General features: G+C 39.5%; 29 protein-coding genes. 5 read left to right on the plus strand and 24 right to left on the minus strand.

Annotation, left to right across the window (positions count from 1 at the left end):
• Positions 1-58: 58 nt before the first annotated feature.
• The 8 genes from LIT25_19135 to LIT25_19170 are packed head-to-tail and all read right to left on the minus strand — an operon-like array spanning position 59 to position 5,080.
• Positions 59-802, minus strand: a complete 744-nt coding sequence (locus LIT25_19135; protein ID USK32688.1) for a class I SAM-dependent methyltransferase — start codon at positions 800-802, stop codon at positions 59-61.
• Positions 799-1,155: a ribosome silencing factor gene (gene rsfS, locus LIT25_19140; protein USK32689.1), complete on the minus strand. Its 357-nt coding sequence runs from the start codon at positions 1,153-1,155 to the stop codon at positions 799-801. The genes LIT25_19135 and rsfS overlap by 4 nt, the downstream gene beginning before the upstream one ends.
• A complete protein-coding gene (yqeK, locus tag LIT25_19145) occupies positions 1,152-1,730 on the minus strand; it encodes a bis(5'-nucleosyl)-tetraphosphatase (symmetrical) YqeK (GenBank protein ID USK32690.1) in 579 nt (192 codons plus the stop codon). Before yqeK ends, rsfS begins: the two co-directional genes overlap by 4 nt.
• Entirely contained in the window at positions 1,720-2,289 is a 570-nt protein-coding gene (locus tag LIT25_19150; GenBank protein ID USK32691.1) for a nicotinate-nucleotide adenylyltransferase, read from the minus strand. Before LIT25_19150 ends, yqeK begins: the two co-directional genes overlap by 11 nt.
• A gap of 17 nt (positions 2,290-2,306) precedes the next feature.
• Positions 2,307-2,600: a ribosome assembly RNA-binding protein YhbY gene (gene yhbY, locus LIT25_19155; protein USK32692.1), complete on the minus strand. Its 294-nt coding sequence runs from the start codon at positions 2,598-2,600 to the stop codon at positions 2,307-2,309.
• Positions 2,594-3,436 (minus strand): shikimate dehydrogenase, encoded by an 843-nt coding sequence (gene aroE, locus LIT25_19160; GenBank protein ID USK32693.1) that lies wholly within the window; start codon positions 3,434-3,436, stop codon positions 2,594-2,596. Before aroE ends, yhbY begins: the two co-directional genes overlap by 7 nt.
• Positions 3,437-3,450: 14 nt before the next feature.
• Positions 3,451-4,557, minus strand: coding sequence for a ribosome biogenesis GTPase YqeH (gene yqeH, locus LIT25_19165; protein ID USK32694.1), 1,107 nt, complete (start codon positions 4,555-4,557; stop codon positions 3,451-3,453).
• 4 nt (positions 4,558-4,561) lie between these two features.
• Positions 4,562-5,080, minus strand: coding sequence for a YqeG family HAD IIIA-type phosphatase (locus LIT25_19170; protein USK36338.1), 519 nt, complete (start codon positions 5,078-5,080; stop codon positions 4,562-4,564).
• Between the two features lie 386 nt (positions 5,081-5,466).
• Here LIT25_19170 and LIT25_19175 point away from each other — a divergent pair, with 386 nt between their 5' ends.
• Entirely contained in the window at positions 5,467-5,607 is a 141-nt protein-coding gene (locus LIT25_19175) for a sporulation histidine kinase inhibitor Sda (protein USK32695.1), read from the plus strand.
• A 26-nt stretch (positions 5,608-5,633) separates the two neighbouring features.
• On the opposite strand, the gene LIT25_19180 is transcribed toward LIT25_19175, so the two are convergent.
• On the minus strand, positions 5,634-6,416 hold the full coding sequence (locus LIT25_19180; protein USK32696.1) for a phosphatidylserine decarboxylase: 783 nt from the start codon (positions 6,414-6,416) through the stop codon (positions 5,634-5,636).
• A gap of 100 nt (positions 6,417-6,516) precedes the next feature.
• Between LIT25_19180 and pssA the strand changes: the two genes are divergently transcribed.
• The gene (gene pssA / locus LIT25_19185; GenBank protein USK32697.1) at positions 6,517-7,056 is read left to right on the plus strand and encodes a CDP-diacylglycerol--serine O-phosphatidyltransferase; all 540 of its coding nucleotides are present in this window, start codon (positions 6,517-6,519) and stop codon (positions 7,054-7,056) included.
• Between the two features lie 31 nt (positions 7,057-7,087).
• Here the strand turns inward: pssA and LIT25_19190 are convergent, their stop codons facing one another.
• A complete protein-coding gene (locus tag LIT25_19190; protein ID USK32698.1) occupies positions 7,088-7,252 on the minus strand; it encodes a hypothetical protein in 165 nt (54 codons plus the stop codon).
• Between the two features lie 429 nt (positions 7,253-7,681).
• On the opposite strand from LIT25_19190, the gene LIT25_19195 reads away from it, so the two are divergent.
• The gene (locus tag LIT25_19195) at positions 7,682-7,822 is read left to right on the plus strand and encodes a YrzI family small protein (GenBank protein ID USK32699.1); all 141 of its coding nucleotides are present in this window, start codon (positions 7,682-7,684) and stop codon (positions 7,820-7,822) included.
• A 184-nt stretch (positions 7,823-8,006) separates the two neighbouring features.
• Here LIT25_19195 and sigK read toward each other — a convergent pair whose 3' ends face one another.
• On the minus strand, positions 8,007-8,735 hold the full coding sequence (gene sigK / locus LIT25_19200) for an RNA polymerase sporulation sigma factor SigK (protein USK32700.1): 729 nt from the start codon (positions 8,733-8,735) through the stop codon (positions 8,007-8,009).
• Between the two features lie 214 nt (positions 8,736-8,949).
• Between sigK and LIT25_19205 the strand changes: the two genes are divergently transcribed.
• Positions 8,950-9,696 carry an SGNH/GDSL hydrolase family protein gene (locus tag LIT25_19205; protein ID USK32701.1) on the plus strand — a complete coding sequence of 249 codons (747 nt, stop codon included), beginning with the start codon at positions 8,950-8,952 and terminating at the stop codon, positions 9,694-9,696.
• A gap of 76 nt (positions 9,697-9,772) precedes the next feature.
• On the opposite strand, the gene LIT25_19210 is transcribed toward LIT25_19205, so the two are convergent.
• The 5 genes from LIT25_19210 to LIT25_19230 form a co-directional block, all read right to left on the minus strand.
• Complete coding sequence (locus tag LIT25_19210) at positions 9,773-10,012, minus strand: YrhC family protein (GenBank protein USK32702.1); 240 nt, start codon at positions 10,010-10,012, stop codon at positions 9,773-9,775.
• Between the two features lie 90 nt (positions 10,013-10,102).
• A complete protein-coding gene (locus LIT25_19215) occupies positions 10,103-11,236 on the minus strand; it encodes a bifunctional cystathionine gamma-lyase/homocysteine desulfhydrase (GenBank protein ID USK32703.1) in 1,134 nt (377 codons plus the stop codon).
• A gap of 1 nt (position 11,237) precedes the next feature.
• Complete coding sequence (locus LIT25_19220) at positions 11,238-12,161, minus strand: cysteine synthase family protein (GenBank protein USK32704.1); 924 nt, start codon at positions 12,159-12,161, stop codon at positions 11,238-11,240.
• Positions 12,162-12,203: 42 nt separating this feature from the next.
• Entirely contained in the window at positions 12,204-12,902 is a 699-nt protein-coding gene (gene mtnN, locus LIT25_19225; GenBank protein USK32705.1) for a 5'-methylthioadenosine/S-adenosylhomocysteine nucleosidase, read from the minus strand.
• Between the two features lie 30 nt (positions 12,903-12,932).
• Positions 12,933-13,574 carry a class I SAM-dependent methyltransferase gene (locus tag LIT25_19230; GenBank protein ID USK32706.1) on the minus strand — a complete coding sequence of 214 codons (642 nt, stop codon included), beginning with the start codon at positions 13,572-13,574 and terminating at the stop codon, positions 12,933-12,935.
• A gap of 171 nt (positions 13,575-13,745) precedes the next feature.
• Here LIT25_19230 and LIT25_19235 point away from each other — a divergent pair, with 171 nt between their 5' ends.
• The gene (locus LIT25_19235; protein USK32707.1) at positions 13,746-13,946 is read left to right on the plus strand and encodes a YrzA family protein; all 201 of its coding nucleotides are present in this window, start codon (positions 13,746-13,748) and stop codon (positions 13,944-13,946) included.
• Positions 13,947-14,123: 177 nt separating this feature from the next.
• Here the strand turns inward: LIT25_19235 and LIT25_19240 are convergent, their stop codons facing one another.
• The 8 genes from LIT25_19240 to mltG all read right to left on the minus strand — a co-directional run bounded on the left by LIT25_19240 (position 14,124) and on the right by mltG (position 22,294).
• Positions 14,124-14,813 carry a DUF1510 family protein gene (locus tag LIT25_19240; GenBank protein ID USK32708.1) on the minus strand — a complete coding sequence of 230 codons (690 nt, stop codon included), beginning with the start codon at positions 14,811-14,813 and terminating at the stop codon, positions 14,124-14,126.
• 54 nt (positions 14,814-14,867) lie between these two features.
• On the minus strand, positions 14,868-16,610 hold the full coding sequence (locus LIT25_19245) for a penicillin-binding protein 2 (GenBank protein ID USK32709.1): 1,743 nt from the start codon (positions 16,608-16,610) through the stop codon (positions 14,868-14,870).
• Positions 16,611-16,667: 57 nt separating this feature from the next.
• Positions 16,668-17,141, minus strand: a complete 474-nt coding sequence (greA, locus tag LIT25_19250; protein USK32710.1) for a transcription elongation factor GreA — start codon at positions 17,139-17,141, stop codon at positions 16,668-16,670.
• A 311-nt stretch (positions 17,142-17,452) separates the two neighbouring features.
• Positions 17,453-18,088 (minus strand): uridine kinase, encoded by a 636-nt coding sequence (gene udk / locus LIT25_19255; protein USK32711.1) that lies wholly within the window; start codon positions 18,086-18,088, stop codon positions 17,453-17,455.
• Positions 18,089-18,091: 3 nt separating this feature from the next.
• Complete coding sequence (locus LIT25_19260; protein USK32712.1) at positions 18,092-19,360, minus strand: U32 family peptidase; 1,269 nt, start codon at positions 19,358-19,360, stop codon at positions 18,092-18,094.
• Between the two features lie 27 nt (positions 19,361-19,387).
• Positions 19,388-20,317 carry a U32 family peptidase gene (locus tag LIT25_19265; protein USK32713.1) on the minus strand — a complete coding sequence of 310 codons (930 nt, stop codon included), beginning with the start codon at positions 20,315-20,317 and terminating at the stop codon, positions 19,388-19,390.
• Positions 20,310-20,972 carry an O-methyltransferase gene (locus tag LIT25_19270; protein USK32714.1) on the minus strand — a complete coding sequence of 221 codons (663 nt, stop codon included), beginning with the start codon at positions 20,970-20,972 and terminating at the stop codon, positions 20,310-20,312. Before LIT25_19270 ends, LIT25_19265 begins: the two co-directional genes overlap by 8 nt.
• 194 nt (positions 20,973-21,166) lie before the next feature.
• On the minus strand, positions 21,167-22,294 hold the full coding sequence (mltG, locus tag LIT25_19275) for an endolytic transglycosylase MltG (protein USK32715.1): 1,128 nt from the start codon (positions 22,292-22,294) through the stop codon (positions 21,167-21,169).
• Positions 22,295-22,482: the final 188 nt, after the last annotated feature.

Consider the following 22,482-nt stretch of genomic DNA (forward strand, 5'->3'; position numbering starts at 1 on the left):
CAAATTATATTTTCCTTCTTGCCCATAAAAAAACCATCGAAAAAAATCCGATGGTTTTTTATTTCTTTGCAGCAACAAAAAAGATTCTCTCAGAATGTTGTTCAGGAGGCTGATTTTTAAAATCTGCACTGACCTCAAGCAAAGTAAATCCAGTTTGACCAAGCATCTCTTCATATTGATTAACAGAATAAGTTCTTTGAATATGATATTCGTCGAATCGCTCATACATTGAGCCCCGTCTTACAAAAAAGGACAAATCGTGTTCAATGCTATCCGGTGCTTCTCCAATAAAGCTGTTCCATATATAGCTGACTTCATCGTTATTATCAGCAAATGTAGCTTCATTAAATATTTCATGTATTTTGTATAATGAATGCACATCAAAAACAAGAATCCCGCCAGGAGCAAGCTGCTCAAATGCAGCATGCAATGCCGCATGAACATCTTCTTCCGACTGAAGGTAATTAAGAGAATCACAGCATATGAATATGCCGTCAAATAATTGTCCAAGTTCACCGGGCAATCTCATATCATGCTGAAAATAAGGAATGCTTAATCCCATTTCAGCCGTTTTCTGAAAGGCAATCGACAGCATTTCTTCGCTGATATCCATACCTGTAACTTGGTAACCTTTTTGTTTCAGCCTGATGGAAATTTCTCCAGTTCCGCAGCCTAAATCAAGCACATTGGTCCCGCCATTTCCGAACATGGACATCCTTTCATGAAGAAATTCTGCCCAAAGCGTATAAGGAGCCTCTTTCATCAGTTCATCATAAATCTCGGCAAACCCTTTATAAATCATTGTGAAAGGACACTCTCCAGATTTTCAGAAGGTGCATCTCCCCAAAGTTTTTCAAGCTTGTAATAGTTGCGCTCGTCTTTATGGAAGACGTGTGCAACTACATCACCCATATCAATCAGCACCCATCGTGCCTCATCAAACCCTTCCAGACGCTTCACTTCAATGCCGTTTTGCCCCGCTTGATCCTTCATCTCTCGTGCAATTGCCTGCACTTGTTTGTCTGAATTTCCGTGACAAATTAAGAAGTAATCAGCAATTAATGAGATTCCTTCCATTTTCAGAGCTACGATATCTTCTCCTCTTTTGTCATCTGCTGCTTTTGCTACAATTTCCAGCGTTTCTTTACCAGTCAATATAATGTTCCTCCTTTTTCTTCAAAAACCAAAAAATTATAAGATTGCAGAGTCTGCGGATAAATTGGCTGATTTTTTTTCAGCAAAAATAAAATCGTATTTTTCATCGACACTATCAGCGCTTTGTTTAAATCGTTCTTTGCAATTTCTCTTACTTCATCTGCACCGGGAAAGATTCTGCCCGGTTCAATATAATCTGCTACATATATAACTTTATCAAGCAGTGTCATATTTTCTCTTCCTGATGTATGATACCTGATTGCATCCAGAATTTCTTTATCCTTAATTCCTGCTTCTTTTTCTGCAAGATAAGCACCGACAGGAGCATGCCATAGTTCCGGACTGTGAATCAACAATTCCTTAGTCATATTCTGCTCGATAATGATTTGTTTCATCTCATCTTTTCTGCGAAACTTTGCATAATCATGAAAAATGGCAGCTGTCTCGGCTTTTTTCACATCTGCTCCATATAGTCTTGCGAGTACAATTGCCGTTTCCATTACCCCGATTGTATGCTCATATCTGTGATCTGTTAAATGTTCCTTCACTAGTGCTAATGCTTTTTCACGGTCCATATAAGTGATTCTCCTCAATATAGCCTCTCACTTCATCCGGCAGTAAATAATCTGTGACATGCCCAAGTCTTATCCGCTCTCTAAGCATAGTAGAAGATACTTCAAAGATTGGAGCATCGACTTCAATGATTGGATATTCTGTATCTGATTCAAAGCCTGCACGTTTAACGCCAACAAATTGAACAAGTTCAATCAGCTGATCAATTTTATGCCATTTGGGCAGAAACTCTACCATGTCTGCTCCAATAATAAAATAAAACGAGCAGTCTGGATATTGGTTTTTCAGCAATATAATTGTATCGTATGTGTACGACGGGCCATTTCTCTCAAATTCAATGCTCTGTACCTTAAACCCTGGCCGCTTTTCTGTACACAACTGAAGCATGTGCAGCCTATGTAAGCTGTCAGTTGTGACGTCACTGTCCTTGTGGGGCGGAATTTGGTTTGGCATAAACCAAATTTCATGAAGATGAAGAGAATGCAATACTTCACTTGCCATTAATAAGTGTCCAAAATGGGGAGGGTCAAATGTACCTCCAAATATTCCGATTTTCCTCATCATCTCCACCTCTCTATTTATCTAGGCAGCTTAAGTTGTTTATTTTCTTTTGATTCTTTATATAAAACAATTGTGTTGCCGATCACTTGAACAAGCTCAGCTTTTGCCCCTTTTGACAGCGCTTCTGCTACTGAATCGCGATCCTCTTCACAGTTCTGAAGAACACTGACCTTGATCAATTCTCTGACTTCAAGCACATCAGCGATCTGCTGGATCATATTTTCATTAACCCCGCCTTTCCCCACTTGGAAAATCGGGTTTAAATGATGTGCTTCTGCACGTAAAAAACGTTTCTGTTTACCAGTTAACATGTAAATCCTCCTAATTGTTCGTAAACTAATTCACTCATTCTTGCTGTATCGGGCTTTTCGCCGGTCCATATTTCAAATGAAAGAGCTGCCTGATGAACAAACATTCCGACTCCATTCAATGTTTTTGCTCCTGCCTCTTCTGCTTCCTTTAAAAGGGCTGTCTTCACAGGATTATAGACGATATCACTCACAATAGAACCTTTTTTAAGGTTTGTCACCTCAAACGGTTTCTGCGAAGTATTCGGGTGCATCCCGATCGAAGTTGTCTGAATGATGACATCAAAGTTTGAAAGTCTCTGCTCTGACTCGCTGAGCGAAAAAACACTTCCGGCACTTCCGGCAGGACACTCCTCCATAAGCTGCTCTGCTTTTGAAAGGGTTCTGTTGGTAAGATCAATGTTCTCGCAGCCTTCAGCAGCCAGAGTAAAGTAAATCGCTCTAGCCGCTCCGCCTGCGCCAATAATTAAATACCTCTGCTCGTGCAGAGGTTTGTTCAGAAGATGTTTTAAAGACTGTAAATATCCCTGACCATCTGTATTATACCCAACTAAACAGCCATCTTTATTCAGAACGGTATTAACCGCTCCGAGGAGTTCAGCACTCTTATCTAGCTTGTCTAAAAATGGGATAATGGAAACCTTATGCGGAATTGTCACATTAAAACCTGCTATTCCTAAAGCCTTCATTCCTGCTATCGCAGCCTGTAAATCATCTTTCTCAACATGAAAAGAATGATAGGAAGCATCTATCTCTTTTTGCAAAAAAGCATCATTGTGTATAAGCGGTGACATGGAATGCCCGACAGGACATCCAATCAGTCCATATACTCTATTCATAAAGTCTCCCCCAATCAGATTAATGATGGTCTTAATGTAACATTTACACCTTTAGGGGCATACGCCGTTACTTTCTTATTCCCTTCGTTTACCGTCACCCAGCCAAGTCCGGAGAAAACAATATCTGTTTTATCTTCCTTGATTGTAAATTCATGTGCAGTAAGTTCAGGGAATTCTTCCAGCTGCTCCATTCTTGGAGGCGTAAGCATATCGCCTGCGTGCCTTTTGTACAGATCATCTGCATTTTCCTGTTTCGTCCGATGAATATTCAGTTCGGAAGGGACATAGCATGTCAAAGAAGTTCTTCCGCCGCTTAAATAATCCAGGCGTGCAAGTCCGCCGAAGAATAAAGTCTGCATTTCATTTAATTGAAAAACCTTTGGCTTGACTTCCTTCTTAGGAGACAAAAGCTTGAGGTCGTTTTTATCCACGAAATGGGCCATTTGATGATGATTAATGATCCCAGGTGTATCATATAATGAGGACCCGTCATCAAGCGGAATCTCTATTAAATCGAGAGTAGTACCTGGGAAGTGAGAAGTCGTAATAACGTCTTTTTCTCCCGATACCTCTTTAATAATCCGGTTAATAAAAGTAGATTTTCCAACATTCGTACAGCCAACTACATATACATCCTGACCTTCGCGGTATTGCTCAATCGCATCGGTTACCTCCGGAATGCCCTGTCCTCTAGCAGAACTGATCAGAAAAACATCAACAGGATTTAATCCAAATTCCTTCGCTTCACGCTTCATCCAGCTGATTAGTTTTTGCTTCTTAACGGATTTCGGCAAGATATCCGCTTTATTTCCAACAAGCAAAATTGGATTTCCTCCAACGAAACGCTGAAGACCATTCAGCCAGCTACCGTTGAAATCAAAAATATCCACGATTTTCACGACAAGAGCATTTGTATCTCCTATACCGTGCAGGATCTTCAGAAAATCTTCATCAGTTAATGAAACATCTTGTATTTCATTGTAATTTTTCAGACGAAAGCATCTTTGGCAAATAATAACTTCCTTTTGCAGTGCACTCTCAGGCGCATATCCAAGCTCGTCCTGATTTCCCGTTTGAATCTTTACACCGCAGCCAATGCAAACAAATTGTTCTTCTATCACTAGTTTAATCCTCCCATTGAATTAAGCCTTTTCTTTTAAGAGCAGCTAAAATTCTGCGTTCAATTTTACGGTTAAACCTTGTCACAAGCCCATCAGTAGAAGCTACCGGCACAACTAAAATGGTATGAAAACCATTGCGGTTTCCTCCGAGAACGTCTGTTAAAAGCTGGTCACCAATGACAACCACATCTTTTTTATCCAGATTCATATTCTTCACAGCTCGTCTGAACGCTTTGCCCATAGGCTTTCTCGCTTTATATATAAATGGAATGTTTAGCGGGTCTGAAAATGATTTCACCCGTTTTTCTACATTATTAGAGACAATGGTTACAGCGATTCCATGATCTTTCACATCTTTAAACCATTCAATCAGCTTTGGTGTAGCGCTTGGACGGTCCCACTCCACAAGGGTATTATCCAAGTCTGTAATAATCCCTTTCACTCCGCGCTCTTTTAGAGCCGTTGGAGATATTTCAAAGATATTTTTTACATATTCACCGGGCAGGAATAGATTTAACATTATATAAACACCTCATCGAACATTTTTTGGCCAAATTACATCATATCTGATTTTGCACGTTCTTTCAAAAGAAACTTGACATCCGAGAAAATCAACTGAAAGTATTCAATAAATTTTTCGACAAAATTTATAAAAAATCAACACCTGTGGATAAGATTATGCACATTATACACTCATATAAATTCCTCTACTTAAGAAATTATAAACAAGATATTAACAGCTTATCCACCATCTTCTGTGGATAAGAGAACGATTGTTCTATTTTTTAATTCGTGTTAAATTAAATTTACTAGCAGAAAATAACATATTAGTATATGCATGGTTTTGATATATAGAACCCTTACCTTATCCATAATTGGAGGTGCAAGCCGGAAATTCGGCGAAAAGTAATGCGTAAACTATCTGATGAACTATTGATTGAATCGTATTTTAAAGCTACAGAGATGAATTTAAGCGAAGATTTTATTGAATTGATAAAAATTGAAATTAAACGCCGCTCTCTGACTCACGTTTTAAAAGCGTCCAGCTAGCTTTTAAAGCGTGAAGTCCCCTCTTTTCATTTTTTCACAGCCAATACCTCTCCTGCTTTCACTTCCTTCTTCAGTGCAACTGAATCTGCAAAATCAGTTTTGTGTTTTTCAAACAGCAGAACAACTGTAGATCCAAAAGAAAAATAACCCAGCTCTTCTCCTTTTTGCACCTTTTCATTAGCATGAGTTAATTGAATCGTATTTATAAACATTGCCCCTACTTTAACAACTGCAAGATGATTATGATCTTCTTCTTTAATTTCTGTAATAGTCCGGAAATTCTTTGACAGTGGTGATTTTCCGTACATTAAGCCCCACCTGTTAACTGGATAAGATTTATTCCCAAGCTCATACTGTTTAATAACCGTTCCTGAAGCCGGACTATGTATGCGGTGATAATGACTCGGACTCAAATACAGAACAATAAACGAACCATTTATATATTTCTCAGCTAAAGCAGGATCTTCAAGCATATCGTGTATAGAATAAGGCTGATTTTTGACAATGATGGCATCATGTGAAGAAATAGTGCCGAATTGTTCTATGACGGCATCAACAGGACTTATGATATGATTTTGGTTATCATCAAATGTTCTTGCATCTTTTTTTAATTCCCGAATAAAAAAATCATGCAGAGACGGATAGGCATCTAACTGCTTTTTAGCTTCATTTACATTGACTTGATAAATCTTCGCATATGACGGAATAATAAAACGGCTGCGGGATGATTCAGCAAATTTCATGATAAACTTTGAAACAGGCAGAGAGTTTGTTAATTCAATTAGATTTTGGTACAGTTTTTTTTTCAATTTAGTCCTCCAAAAAAAATTACTTTACTACATTGATTTTGATGCATAGAATAAAAGTAGGCTTAAATGGTCATTTATGCAATTATAAGGAAGTGCGATTATGTTTTTAATAAGTTATGTAGACGCAACAGTAAAAAAAATAAAAGCAAATACTGCCAATCTTCTTACGCTCGTCAATCTCGGCCTTGGCGGTTTTGCGATTCTGTATACAATAAATGATGTCTTAAAACTAAGTCTATTGCTTATTTTTCTCGCAGCACTTGCAGACCGGTTTGATGGGATGGTTGCCAGAAAGTTTAATATTGAGTCCGAACTCGGTAAGCAATTGGATTCAATGAGTGATATTATATCATTTGGTGTTGCCCCCGCACTACTTCTTTATAAAGGAATTCTTTTTGAGTTAGGTGCACCGGGCGCATTTTTTATCGTCTTATACATTGGATGCGGCGCTTTCAGACTGGCAAGGTTTAACATATCTGACAACTACGGCTTCTTCAATGGGCTTCCAATTACAGCAGCAGGGTGTATTCTGACGTTAAGCTATCTTTGGAAGGATTTCATGCCGGCTTACAATTACATCTTTTTGCTTATGATTTTATCATTTTGTATGATTGCTTCATTCAAAATCAAAAAAATGTAGAAACACCTCATTCGATGAGGCGTTTTTTTGGCTATTTGCAGTAGTTATTGTAGTAATAGCCTCCTCCAAGAACAAGGAGAAGAATCAGAAGAACCACAATAAAGGCATACCAGCAGCCAAAACCGGTGTATGGTGCATAAGGATATGGGTACGGATATAATGCAGGCGGTCCATAAAAAGGTGAACACGAGCGCATTAGAGAGACCTCCTTTATCTGACTGTACTGATAAAATATGTGACATGCATCTACTTTGTATAGGCAGCTGCCTCCCATAACAGCGATTTATCAGCACTTTCACCTGGTTTTCAAAAAAATTGTGCCTAATTTGTGAAAAAAGGGTTTACAATATCTTCTATCGTGGATATAATTACCAATGTAATCAAATTTATGAAAAGGGAGGTCGAATCAAATGTTGATCAGTCAATTAGAAATGAATCATTTAAATATCTCTCTATTCGACCGAACTGGTGCACAATCCTAATTTAGTATTGTCCTTACCGCCACAGGTTGAGTAGTATCTGCCTGTGGCGTTTTTATGCTCATTTTCATATGAACGTTTCACGCCACAGGTATGTCCTGTGGCGTTTTACATTTTAAGGAAAATATTTAAAGGAGGTGATAGGTATGACCATCCACTTATTATTTGTTACTTTAACAATTAAACGAAAGCAAAAATCAATTGATCAAGTGCAGCATGAAGAACAAGTTTACAAGTCATATGAAGCAATGATGAACAAATGCTTTCAAATGTACAACGGCAACTAATCTATATTTTCACTACAACCATAAATAGAAAGGAGAGAGTTAAAATGATGATTCAAATGGTTTTAAGAATGCACCTCAATGTGGAGAAGGATACTGCATAGGCGCATCATCCATACATCCCAGCATCTATCATTTCATTTATTATCAAAAAAAAGCGAAGAAACCTCACAGGTTCTTCGCTTTTTTATCTTTTGCTTTTTTGCTGGTTTTTCTTTTCTTTTTCTGCCCGGTAAAATTCATGGAACATCTTCATTAAGGCCCTTTTCTCGATTCTTGAAACATAACTCCTTGAAATCCCAAGCTCCTTCGCAATTTCCCGCTGTGTTTTCTCCTTTTGAAGATCAAGCCCGAACCTTCCGACAATTACTTCTTTCTCCCGTTCATCAAGAATATCAATGAATTCTTTCACTTTTTCAAGCTCCATATTCAGCTGAATGGTATCAATGACATCTTCTGATTCTGACTTTAAGACATCTATCAGGCTTATCTCGTTTCCTTCCTTATCCTGTCCGATCGGATCATGCAGGGAAACATCTTTCTTTGTTTTCTTTAGTGCTCTCAGGTGCATGAGAATCTCATTTTCAATACACCTTGCAGCATAGGTGGCAAGCTTTGTTCCTTTTCCTTCCGAGTAGCTTTCAATGGCTTTTATCAGGCCGATTGTCCCGATAGAAATAAGATCCTCTGAGTCCTCGCCGGTGTTTTCAAATTTTTTGACAATATGTGCTACAAGCCGCAGATTATGTTCAATCAGCATGTTGCGGGCATGTTCATCCCCAGTCGCCATAAGCCTGAGATACTTCTTTTCATCATTTGCTGACAAAGGCTGAGGGAAGGCATTGTTTTTGACATATGATACTAGAAAGACTAATTCCTTTAATAAGTATCCTAAAGCTGCTAAAACCCCTGACATTGACCCACCTCCACGTACAGAATGTAGGCTTTAGCCTATAAAACATTTGTATGTAAAACGGGGCATGTTTGTGTCTGTACTAAGAAAGATTGTACGGAATAATCCTGTATTTATTTAGTTTTAAAACGCATACATTGTGACACTTTTGAAAACCCTATTGATTCTTCCATTTATTTGATCAATAATGGATTTTAGTGATTTGGAGGTGCTTTTTTTGAAAAAGTATTTGTCTCTTGCCGCTTTTCTTGTGATTTTACTATTAATGAGCTGCGGAAATCGATCTGAAAGATATACGATTGTGGCCTTTGGCGACAGCAATACGCGCGGCGCCAACTGGACCATCCGCAATTATCAGGATACAGATAAATGGGTAAATTTAATAAAATCCACTTTGCCTGTGAATAACGGGCAGGCTTTGATCCATAATGCCGGGGTTGGCGGTGAAACCACTGAGGATGCAAGGAAACGCTTTAAGCGTGATGTGCTGAAAATGGATCCGGATTTGGTTTTCATCATGTTTGGAACAAATGATGCAGTCATTTTGCCGAATGGGAAACCTAAAGTAGACCGTGCACGTTTTAAAGAAAATCTTCTCTATTACGTGCGAGAAGTAAGGCATGCCGGCGGCACCCCCGTCCTTATGACCTGTTTGCCGATTGTAGAAGGAAACGGCAATGACAAACTATACTACACCCGATATCCGAAGATGCTTTATGCTCATACTGATGGAGCCAGGAACTGGCATAACTCATATAACGATATTACCCGCGAAGTCGCATATAAAAATGATGTCACTCTAATAGATAATTGGACAAATATGGTGAAATTTGCCGGCGGAGATTCGGATGAAGCTTTATTAAAATCAGGAATCATCGATCCATCAGGCAATCATATGACGCCACAGGGAGCAGAACTAATTTATTTATCCATCCTTGAAAGCAAAGTGCTCAATTCTAAGTAAAAGAACCCATCCTAAGGCTGGAATGGGTTCTTCTTTTTATATAAAATTACAGACAGAAAGCCTGCATGTTCCTTCTTTAAGCATCTTCCTGCTCATCTAATCGCTTCTTATATGTGATGGATCGTTTAAAACAGAAAAAGGCTGTTGCCAAGAAGACTGAAGTCGTCCCCATCATCACATATTCTTTTATAGCGCTGGGTTCTTGGCCCTGTGCGGGAATCAGCATGCCTATATATAAAAAGACACTGACTGCAAGCAGCACAAATGCGTATCTCTTGTAATCTGTCATTAGGTGCCGGACATGTTTTTTATTCACTTTATTATCACCTGCCATAAATGTGTCTCTAATAAAACGATAACACATAACAGCGGTGATTTATGCATGTAAATTCCGGCAAAAGAGGAATTAGTTTAAAGCATTTTTTAAGTCTTCAATTAAATCCTCTGAATCTTCTATACCTACAGAAATTCTTACTAAACCATCTGTTATGCCAAGCTCCATGCGGCGTTCTGCAGGAATCGAAGCATGCGTCATTTTAGCAGGCACGGAAATTAAGCTCTCAACAGCACCTAAGCTTTCAGCCAATGTAAAATACTTAACTTTTGACAAGACTTCTTCTGCCTTCTCTTCGCTTCCTACATCAAATGAAACCATTCCGCCGAAGCCTGCTGCCTGTTTTTTGGCTATTTCATGGTTTGGATGATCAGAAAGACCCGGGTAAAACACCTTTTTAACAGCAGGATGCTGAACAAGAAACTCAACAATTGCAGCAGTATTTCTTTCATGTGCCTCCATGCGCAGCGCAAGAGTCTTAATGCCGCGAATGAGCAGCCATGAATCTTGAGGTCCCAGAACTCCTCCAGTGGAGTTTTGGACAAAGTGAAGCTGTTCAGCCAGCTCCTCAGAGTTAACGGCAACAAGCCCTCCTACAACGTCACTGTGGCCGCCGATGTATTTTGTTGCACTATGAAGGACAATATCTGCTCCCATTAAAAGAGGAGTCTGCCAATACGGAGTGCTGAATGTATTATCTACAATCGTAAGCAGCCCATGTTTTTTAGCCAGAGAGGCTGCAGCTTCTACATCCGTAATTTTAAGCAGCGGATTTGTTGGTGTTTCGATAAATAGCGCTCTTGTATTTTCTTTGACCGCTCCTTCAATGTTTGATAGATCGCTTGTATCAACAAATGTAGAATCAATGCCAAGACGGTTTAACACTTTAGTCATAACGCGGTATGTTCCGCCGTAAACGTCATCTGTTAAAATAACATGGTCTCCGCTGTTAAAAAGCATCATAACTCCTGTTATCGCAGCCATACCTGAACCAAAAGCAAAGCCAGCGTGTCCTTCTTCAAGATCCTTAATCAGCTCTTCTAATGCGTGTCTTGTTGGATTACCGGTACGTGAGTACTCAAATCCTTTATGATTTCCGACTCCATCCTGTTTGTATGTGCTGACTTGATAGATTGGCGTTGATACGGCTCCTGTATGAGGATCTCCGACAATACCCCCATGAATCATCTTTGTTTTGCGTTTCATCCTATATTCCTCCTTCATAGATTTTTTTACTTAAGTAACGTTCACTGCTGTCAGCAAAAATGGTTACAATGTTTGTTCCCGGTTTAGCTTTTTCTGCCTCAATTAGTGCTGCGTGAAGTGCTGCTCCCGATGAGCTCCCAACTAAAAGACCTTCTTTTATAGCAAGCTCCTTTACACGGTTAAATGCATCTATATCTAAAACGGTATGAATGCTATTAAAATATGACTCGTCCATATAACCGGGCAGGAATTCCATGCCGATACCTTCTGTTTTATGCGGGCCTGATTCACCGCCATTTAAGATGGAGCCTTCTGGCTCGACTATGGCAGTCCTGATATATTCGTTCTTTTCTTTTAAATATTGGGCTGTGCCCATGAACGTACCGCCTGTGCCCGCTCCGGCCACAAATATATCAATGCGGCCATCCAGCTGCTCCCATAGCTCGGGACCGAGCGTTTTGTAATAAGTAAGGGGGTTCGCGGGATTGGCAAATTGCTGCGGACAATAAGAACCAGGGATCTCTTCAAGAAGTTCTTGTGCTTTTTTAATAGCTCCCTTAATTCCTTCACTAGTTGGAGTATTGACCACCTTTGCTCCGAGAGCGCGCATAATATCCTGCTTTTCCATGCTGAATTTCTCAGGAACGCACACGACAACATTGACTTTGCGGTGAATCGCAGCAAGAGCAAGACCGATTCCGGTATTGCCTGCTGTAGGCTCGATAATGGTTCCGCCCTCTTTTATTTTGCCGGTTTTAATCGCCTCATCTATCAATTCAACGCCAAGACGGTCTTTAATGCTGCCGCCCGGGTTAAAAAATTCAAGTTTTGCAAAAAGGCGCACTCCTGCAGGCAGTTCAAATTGTGTAATCTCCATCAGCGGTGTATACCCTATAAGTTCTTCAATGCCCTTTACAACTTTCATTTTATTCACTCCCAAGAATTAAAAAGAGGCTCACCCCGTCTATTAGCTTTTTAAAGCACTCACAATACTTAAAACAAACTGTGCAGAGTTCTTCGCAGCTGTATCTAAATACTGCTCAAATGAAACATCTGATTCTTTGCCGGCAATATCAGATAATGATCTGATAATGACAAATGGTACACCAAATTGATGCGATACTTGAGCAATAGCTGCTGCTTCCATTTCTACTGCATAAAGGCTGTCAAATTTAGTGCGGATATATGCCACTTTTTCCGGATCATTCATAAATGAGTCACCCGTTGCAATCAGTCCTTTTACAACTTGAATGCCAGTTTGCCCTTCTGCTTGTTGGGCTGCAATTTCAACAAGCTTTGGATCCGGCAAAAAGGCTGGCGGCATTCCCGGCACCTGCCCGTATTCATAATTGAATGCTGTAACATCAACATCATGGTGTCTCACTTCAGATGAAATGACTACATCCCCTACATTCAATGATTGATGAAAACCGCCTGCTGATCCTGTATTGATTACATAATCCGGCTTATATCGGTCAAGTAAAAGGGCTGTGCTCACTGCGGCGTTTACCTTCCCAATCCCTGATTTTAATAAAATCACATCAATTCCTTTGTATGTTCCTGTTGTAAATTCACTGCCTGCAATTGTTTCTGAAGAAGGATTTTCAAGCTGTTCTCTTAATATAGATACTTCCTCTTCCATTGCTCCGATAATTGCTGCTTTCATTATTTAGTCAAATCCTTTCCAAAAGGCGAATTATTGTTTCACTGCTTCCATTAACCAGACAAATTCATTCATTTGTGTAAAGGTAACTTCAAAAGAGTTGCTTTCAAAAATACGGCGCATGACAGAATGTGTTGTGTAATATTCTGTTTCAAGATCATTTGCCAGGTTTAAGAAATGCTGCTTTTTCGATTTTTCGATCATGGCTTGATACGCCTTCTGATCGGTAAAAACAGTATCAGCAAAAACTATTTTACCACCTTTTCCAAGAAGACTGCTATAAATTCGGACAGCTTTCTCCTTTTCTTCATCTGTTAGATGATGAAAAGCATATGTGCTCACAATCGTTTCAATCTGTTCCTCAGGAACTGGAAATGCCAAAAAATCTCCGTCGCTGATGTGCACCGCGCTGCCAAGCTTTTCTGCCGCCTTTTCACGCATTGTTTTCGATGGTTCAATTCCATATACTTTTTTCCCTGTATTCAAAAGCTCATTCGTTAAATTCCCGGTACCTACACCAAATTCAAGAACCGTTTTCCCAGATAGCTGTGTGACAGCTTTAAGAATTTGATCATAGCCTGCAAAAACTTCTTTGTATTCTTCATCATGTCCACCGACAGTTGAATCATACGAATGTGCCCAATCCTCAAATAACTCTACAAATTCTCTGCCCATTTATGCCACGCTCCATTATATGCTGTAAATTTAATAATTCATATCTGTATACTATGAATTAAAAATTGAACTGTTCTTAATTTACCATAATTCCTTTCATTTAGGCAATGAAAAGACTTTCCATCGGTTATTTTGGTAAAATAATAGGGCATGAGAATGGAGGATTGCTTAATGTTTAAATTAGAGTTTATAAAAGATAAAGTGGAATTTTTTGAGGCAGAGAAAATCACAGATTTGGAAAGAAAGATCAATGAGCAAATCGAGGTAAATAAAGCCATTTTGCTTGAGCTTCATTCTGTTGCTCATCAAATGCATGTGACAGAGGAAGGCAGAAGGTTTTATAGTGCTGCTGTGCATTTTAAAGCTAAATAAATGAGAATAATGCAAGCGCCCGTTTAGCTCAAGGCAGGGAAGATAAAAATCCGGCAGGAAAGTCCGGTTTTGACTTTATTGCCGGATTTGTTTTGGCTGAGGAGCTGGATGACGGAACTAGACATTTAAGCACAAAAAAAGGTGAGACCCGGATAAACCGGGTCTCACCTTTTTACATTACCTTGTTTCTGTTTGCTTTAATTTTTCCACCTTAACAGGCTTCCAGCCCTCATTTTCCACCCAGGTAATTTCTACTTTGAAGTTCTGCGTTTTGTCCTTGGATGAAATGGTTCCTTTGGCATCATTAGGACTTCCGTTATTGCCGATAAACCAGATTGTCATATCTGATTCGCTTAAGCCGGTTGCATAGCTCATCGCTTTAATCATTTCCGCCCAGTCCTGTGAATTCTTGTCATACTGAGCTGCATGAGGTCCAGTTTGTGAAGTGCCTACTGGTTTCCAGCCCGGATTTTCTATAATCTGGTCAACATTGGAATTCGGATCTCCTTCTGTGATCACTTCTTCCCCTGCTTCTGATTCTTCTGGCTGTTCTTTTGCATTCTCTTCTTCTTCAGCAGCATCCTCTTCTTCGCTGCTGTCTTGATCTGATTCAGCGTCTTCTTTCGCTGTTTGTTCTTTATCTTTTTCTTCTTTATTTTTTTCGTTTTCGATTTGATTTGAACCCGTTTCTTCTTCCGTATTTTTTGACGCCTGTTCACTGTCATCTCCGCCAAACATCAGCTGCGATCCAATAACAAGAATAAGGATGACGACAATGCCAATTAAAACGTTCAGGACAACATTTGCTTTTCGGCGCTTATCACGATTTTCAAAACGTGATCCTTTACTTAGTTTGCTCAAGTGCATTACACTCCTTTATCCCTCTAACATTCTGTTTTATTCTATCATTAGAATGAATTTCTATCTAGTAAAAGCATTTTCTAGCCGGGCCAATTCATTTGCCATGTCATAAAAAATACTATTTGCCGAAGATTGCGCACTATGTGTATCAAGCTCTACTACAACCATGGCATATTTAGGCTGATGTGAAGGAAAAAATCCTGCAAACCATTTATGTACTGTACCTTTTCCTGTTTCTGCAGTCCCTGATTTTCCTGATACCTCAAATGGCAAACTTTGAAATCTTCTGCCGGTCCCTTCTTGATCCGTTACGACTAATCGAAGCAGGTGCTGAAGCTTTGCAGCTGTAAAAGGTGAAATATTGTCGCTTTCCGGTTCTTCATCCGGAAACTTAAACATGGTAGTGCCATTTTTATATAAGATACTATCTGCAATTTTCACCTGTTTTTTTTCGCCGCCCCGAGCGATTGCAGTCATCATGTTTGCCACTGACAGCGGTGTGACCCGGACATTTTTTTGTCCGATTGCTGTTTGAGCAATTGCCCGTTCTGCAGTTTTGTCCGTCTTATCTCCCCATAAATGCGGATTTTTCTCTTCAGGAAATTGCTTAAAATCTTCATAATGATACACCGGGCCGCTCCAGCCGGCTTTTTCGGTTAATCCCAGCTTTTTGGCATATTCATCTATTGTGTCTGGGTCTTTTTCCATTAACTCGTTAGCAATTGATGTAAATGTATAGTTGCAGCTTTCCGCAAAACTTCTTTCTAAGTTTAAGCTGCCTTTATCGTTTTCTTCATCAGGTTCACCGTACATATTCAGACTGCAGTCATATATTCTGTTCTTATCAATTCCATTTTCAATCCCAGCTGCAGCAATGACTGTTTTAAACACTGAACCGGGTGCAATTGGAGTGAGCATCAGATTCGCATAGGTTTCATGCTCAGATCGGTTCATTTCGGGTTTGCTGACCATGGCAAGTACTTCGCTTGTCTCTACATCAAGCAGCACGATGCCCCCTTTTTTCACGTTATACCGGTTCATAACATCATTCGCCATATCCTGCATAGAGCTGTCTATCGTTGTTTTAACGCTTACAGGATAAAAGGGATTGGCATCAGCAATATATTTAACATTAATGCCGAACAGCGGATTTCCGTCCCCGTCAACGTGGTACAATAGTTTCGTTTCGGCATCCGGAAGCAGAAATTCATCAAATGCCTTTTCGAGTCCTGTAATCCCAATCTGAGTTTTCGAAGATAAATTTTTCTTGTCTGGATATTTTTCTCTAAGTACTTCAGCATTTTCCCCTGTTATACCGATAAAATGATCAGCTGCCTGTCCTCTCTTTTTTGTTTGCTGGTAAATGGCAAATACACCTGGGATCTCCAAATCATTGATTTCTTTTATGGCGGATTCATTCAGCTCGAACCCTTCTTTTGATCCTAAGAGCAGCGGTTTATCGGCTTCTTCTAATAATCTCTCCAATTTGAAACCTGGCACATTGACAATTGCTGATAGTTGACTGATTGGCCAGTCAATCTTATTCAGAAACGGAAACAATACAAGCTTGGCCTCCTGATCGTGTCCAAGAGGGCTTCCATTTCTGTCTACAAAACGACCTCGTCCATCATCAATCATGACTTCCTGTGTCCGCTGACTGACGCTTTCCTCAATCAAATTTATGTTTCTGTCTGTAAAAGATTCTGTGTGAATCATCTGGATATCTGCAAGTCTCAAAATTAACGCAAGCATGGATAAAAAAATGCCAATCGCAATGAATTTCATTCTTTTTCTTGTTTTCATAGAAAAACACCTCGTCAGTAATTAGTGTCGACGAGGTGTTTTTTTATTAAACCTATATTATTTCACGTTTGTAATTTTTACATGCATTTCTCCGCCAGGAGTCTGCACATTGACTTCATCTCCAACTTGACGGCCCATCAGGCTCTTTGCAATCGGAGAATCATTTGAGATTTTGCCTTCAAATGGATCTGCTTCAGCGCTTCCTACGATTGTATATGTTTCTTCATCGCCATTTGGAAGTTCAACAAATGAAATTGTTTTGCCAAGTGTGACAACATTTGTATCGGCATCTTCCACGATGATCTTCGCATTGCGGATCATGTTCTCAAGCGTAGTCACTCGTCCTTCAACAAAAGCCTGCTCTTCTTTCGCTGAATCATACTCAGAGTTTTCTGAAAGATCCCCGAAGCTGCGGGCAATCTTGATTCTTTCGACTACTTCTTTACGCTTAACGGATTTTAAATATTCCAATTCCTGCTCAAGCTTTTCTTTACCTTCAGTTGTCATAGGAAATACTTTTTCTTGTGCCATGATCTCACTCCTTCTAGTATAACTGTCCCCCAAAAAAATTTGGTATGTAAAAATGCACTGTGATTATGGGGAGGGCCAAAACTTTCAGCCCTCACACTGCAATATGCATATGCTGAACTTTTCAGGTGATCTTGTGAGGAATAGCCTTAAATGTAGCTTAAAAGCAAGCCTGCGGCTTGCTTTCCTCATAGAGCATACAATGCTCAAGTTTACTTTAAATGAGAATTTTTACTCAGTCAATGATGAACCCTGAGAAACTTTAACAGCCTATACATAATATGGTCACAGTAATCTTTATCTATGCTATGTTATTACAAAATTGCATTTAGTTCAAGAATTGTTTGAATTTTTGTAACCATAAGGTCAATCGCTACGTGATTTTGACCGCCTTCTGGTATGATGATATCCGCATAACGCTTAGTAGGCTCAATGAATTGATTGTGCATCGGCCTTACAACCGAAACATACTGCTCAATCACGGAATCAATTGTTCTTCCGCGTTCTTTAATATCACGGAGCATTCTTCTGATAATACGGATGTCTGCATCTGTATCCACATAAAGCTTCATATCCATCAAGTTGCGTAGTCTCTCGTCTTCTAGGACCAAGATCCCTTCAAGAATAATCACATCTTTAGGTTCTACTAAGAGAACATCCTCTGAACGAGTATGAAGCTTATAATCATATACAGGCTTCTCAATAGCTTCGTAATTCAGAAGCTGTTTAATGTGCTCAATTAAAAGCGTGTTATCAAAAGCAAGCGGATGATCATAATTTGTATTCAGTCTCTCCTCGTATGGAAGGTGACTTTGATCCTTATAATAGAAATCCTGTTCAAGCATCAAAATGGAATGTCCTTTGAAATGCTCATAAATGGATTTTGTAACGCTTGTTTTGCCTGAGCCGGAGCCGCCGGCAACGCCGATTACAATGGGCTTTTCCCCCATTTGTCACTTCCCCTTTCGCATCATGTTATTTGGGAAGATTTTTTGATCCGCTTTAAACTTCACAATTTGCAGTGGATGACGGGCAGCATCGAGCTCATTGCCTTCTTCGTCCCATAGTTTATCAATGGTTTGCGTAAAGTTCGAAATTTCAGGACCAAAGAATTCGACTTCATCCCCTGGTTTGAAGTAGTTGCGCTGCTGAAGGGTAACCATACCTGTTTCCTCATTGTAATCAAGGACAAGTCCTGCAAAGTCAAAAGTCGTTTTCTTTCCATGAATTCCAAACATTTGCTCCTCTGTACCTGGAACACCTTCAAAGAATGCTGGCGCTGTGTCACGATTAGCACATTTATCAAGCTCATCAAGCCACTCTTTTTGAATGACGAAGTTCTCAGGATCCGCACAATATGCATCAATGACCTTGCGATACACACTTACGACTGTTGCTACGTAGTGAATGGATTTCATGCGTCCTTCAATTTTCAGGCTGTCGATTCCAAGCTCAATCATTTTTGGAATGGATTGAATTAAATTTAAATCTTTTGGGCTCATCGCAAATGCTGCATCATCCGCACTAAACAGTGCTTCTTCACCGTTATCAGCAAGTTTATAGAGATCATAATCCCAGCGACATGACTGACAGCAGCCACCGCGGTTTGAATCCCTTGCAGTCATATGGTTGCTTAGTACACAGCGTCCGGAATAGGCTATGCACATTGCACCATGGATAAACGTTTCAATTTCGATATCCACTTTTTCTTTCATTTCTTTAATTTCTTCAGCGCTCGTTTCGCGGGCAAGCACCACGCGCTCGAGACCTTCCTCTTTCCAGAACTGAACAGCTTTCCAGTTTGAAAGAGATTGCTGGGTGCTTAGGTGAACCTCAAGCTTTGGCGCTACTTTGCGGCATGTCTCAATAATCAGCGGATCGGCTACTATGATGCCCGCCACACCTGCATCCTGCAGACCCATTAAATAATCTTCAAGGCCGTCCATGTTTTCATTATGTGCAAAAATGTTTGTCGTTACATAAATTCTTGCACCATACTTGTTTGCAAATTGAACACCTTCAGCCATTTCTTCTTGTGAAAAGTTGTCTGCATTTGAACGCAGGCCAAATTCTTTTCCACCGATAAAAACAGCGTCAGCACCGTAATGCACGGCAATTTTAAGCTTTTCTAAATTTCCGGCAGGAGCCAGCAATTCAGGTTTTTTTGTAATAACGCGTTTGCCGTCAATAATTTGTGAGATGTTATCTTTAACAGTAACCATCCTATTTCCTCCTTCATTTCTTATTTTTTAGTACACTGTTTCCTTAAAGAAAAATCCTGTATCTAAAGGCCGGTTCTCAGGCTGAATTTCTTCTATGTCCGAAAGCAGCTGATCTTTTACATCTTCATACTGATCCCGGTCCTCAATGCATATATCAATAGCTTGGCGGTATTTTTTTGTAACCTCGATTAAATACTCAGATGTCTGCAGGACACCATCGATTTTAAACGAGTCAATTCCAGCATCAATCATATCTGAAAGTTCATCAATAATGCACATATCGTTGGGACTCATGATGTGGGTGCCGTTTGCATCTTCATAAATCGGGTACTTATTGCTGCGCTCTTTATCATGGAGGAACATCGTTTTTTCATCTTGGATGCTCTCAATTTTCATAGCTTTGCCCTGATATTCATAGTAGTTTCCGATCAGGGAGCGTTTTGATTGGAACATGCATGTCATGCCATGTACCTGCACTTCAATCTCCACTTTTGCATTTTCTTTTATTTCAATGATTGATTCCATGCTTAATTCCCGTGCTAAAACAGCGCGTTTTGCGCCTTTTCTGCCCCAGTAATTGCACGTATACCAGTTGGTTGCTGTCGTTTCTGTATTCCAATGAAGCAACATATCTGGTGCTGCTTCCCGTGCAGCCATTAAGACAGCCGGATCTCCAAACACGACCGCATCTACTTTTATCTCATTTAAGAATCGAAGGTAATCATACAATTCTTCAATTTTCTCATTATGAAAAATGGCATTCATTGCAGCATATACTTTTACGTTTTTTGAATGAGCAAGAGATGTTGCTTCTTTCATTTGATCGCGGTTAAATTCACCTGCAAGACGGAGACCATAACGCTGTTCTCCGATAACGACTGCTGTAGCGCCTGCTTCTGCAAGCGGAAGAATATCTTCAACTGTTGTCGGTGTTACAATTAATTCTGGTTTATTCATCTTTTTCACCTCGTTTTATACTTACAGCCATTCCATCACCCACAGGAAAAATTGCTGTGTGATAGGCTTTGTTTGACATCAGCCATTCATTGTATGTCCGTATTTTTCTTAAAAGCGCGCGCCGTCTCCGATGAAAGGACATATCTTCTTCTTCAGATGCAACTAAGCCTTTGAATAAGACGTTGTCTGTAATTATGCAGCCGTTATCTGAAAGCATTGGTTCGTACATTTCAAAGAAGCGCATATACTGTCCCTTTGCTGCATCAATAAAAATCACGTCATAAGGACCTTTTTCTTCTATCTGTTCTTTAAGCTCCAATGCATCTCCATGCAGAACCGTAATACGGTCTGCTAACGCATTTGCTTCAATATTTATGGCTGCTTGCTTAAATCGTTCTGCATTTCTTTCAGCCGTTATGATTTCTGTTTCAGGGAGCGCTTTGCACATGCGAATCGCAGAATAGCCGATTGCAGTGCCGATTTCTAAAATCTTTTTTGGCTGTTTCAGCAAAAGCAGACTAATGAGAACTTCTATCCCTGTCTTTTCCATAATTGGAACGGCGTGATCAAGCGCGTATTGCTCCATTTGCCTGACTGCTTCGTCTTGATCAGGAAGAAGGCTCTCTATATATGATAAAATCGTGTCGTTTTCCATTGTCTTCTCCTTCAAACGGTGCGTTGATCACCGTTAAAGTGTGTCTTAAGTCATGAAAATAAGAGTTCTTTCAGAGAACTCTTGTAATTATTTGTCATTTTGTTTTTCTTTCTCTACACAACTCGATATATTTTACCACAACAGAAAAGGGAATGCGAATATTTTCACGTTCCCTTCTGTTCTTTATTTATTCTTTATTTATTGGAAATATGCTCTGCTTTAGCTTTGTTGTGCTCTTCAAGTGTTTTTGTGAAAATGACTTCACCTTTTTTTGTTGCCAAGAAATAAAGAAAATCTGTTTTTTCAGGCTCCAATGCCGCTTTCATGGATTGATCTCCGGAATTTGCAATTGGTCCGGGGGGAAGTCCTTTCACCTTATACGTATTATAGGGTGATTGCACTTCAAGATCTTTATAATAAACTCTGTCCTTATGCTCCCCGAGTGCATACAGCACGGTAGGATCTGTCTGAAGGGGCATGTTCTTTTCAATCCGGTTGTAGAATACACTTGATATTTTATTCCGGTCAACTGATTTTGTAGCTTCTTCTTCAATCAGAGATGCCATTGTAAGAAATTGATGGACCGATATTTTCTTCTCTTCAAGCTGAGGAAGATAATGGATTACAACAGTATGCGTCTTTTTAATCATCTCTTCTAAAATAAAATCAAGGGAAGGCTTTTTCTCATAAAAAGGATAGGTTGCAGGATAAAAATAGCCTTCAAGAGGATATTTAATATTCTGTCCATAGATATCTTTCGTGATGGTTTCCGGATATTTCTTTTGCATCGCAGCTATGAACTCTTTATTATTCATCCTGCTTAGGACTTCTTTTTCGGTAAACCCTGAATGTTTGGCTATCGATTTAGCAATGTCAGTTATTTGGATTCCCTCGGGAACTCGAATTTGGAACACAACATCCGTAATCACTTTACCGGATTTAAGACTTGCAATGATATCTTCGATTTCCATTGAGGGTGTTAATTTGTAGTCTCCCGCCTGAAATCCTGACTCATTTTTAAATTTCACATAGTATTTAAATACTCTTTTATCCTTAATGATTTTCTTTTCTTCTAAAATGGCTGCAATTGTGGAAACGGAAGATCCTATTGGAATGTTTACATTTATTGCATTTTTGTCCTTTTCATCTACAGGCTGCAGCGCAGACTTTATATATAAATAGCCGCCACCGATTAATCCTGTCATTAAAATGACTAAAACAACAAAAATCACAAGGACGATTTTTCGGATGACTTTAGCTTCCTGCTGTTTTTCAAGGAGTTTATTTTGGATTGAATGTTTGTTCGAATCAGCTTCTGACATTATAAGATGTGTCCCCCTTTCATCAAAATGATTATACTACATAATCACTGTTTTTTCGCCAAATTCCAGCATATTTTTAAGGAAAGGTCACATTAAGAGTGAAAATTCTTCATTATCGTTCCAGGTTTGGCAATCCTACCATAGAACTATTATCTCCTGTGATTGACATTTTTCTTTTTCGGGCACAA

The organism is Bacillus sp. F19 (assembly GCA_023823795.1).
Classification (GTDB): domain Bacteria; phylum Bacillota; class Bacilli; order Bacillales; family Bacillaceae; genus Bacillus_P.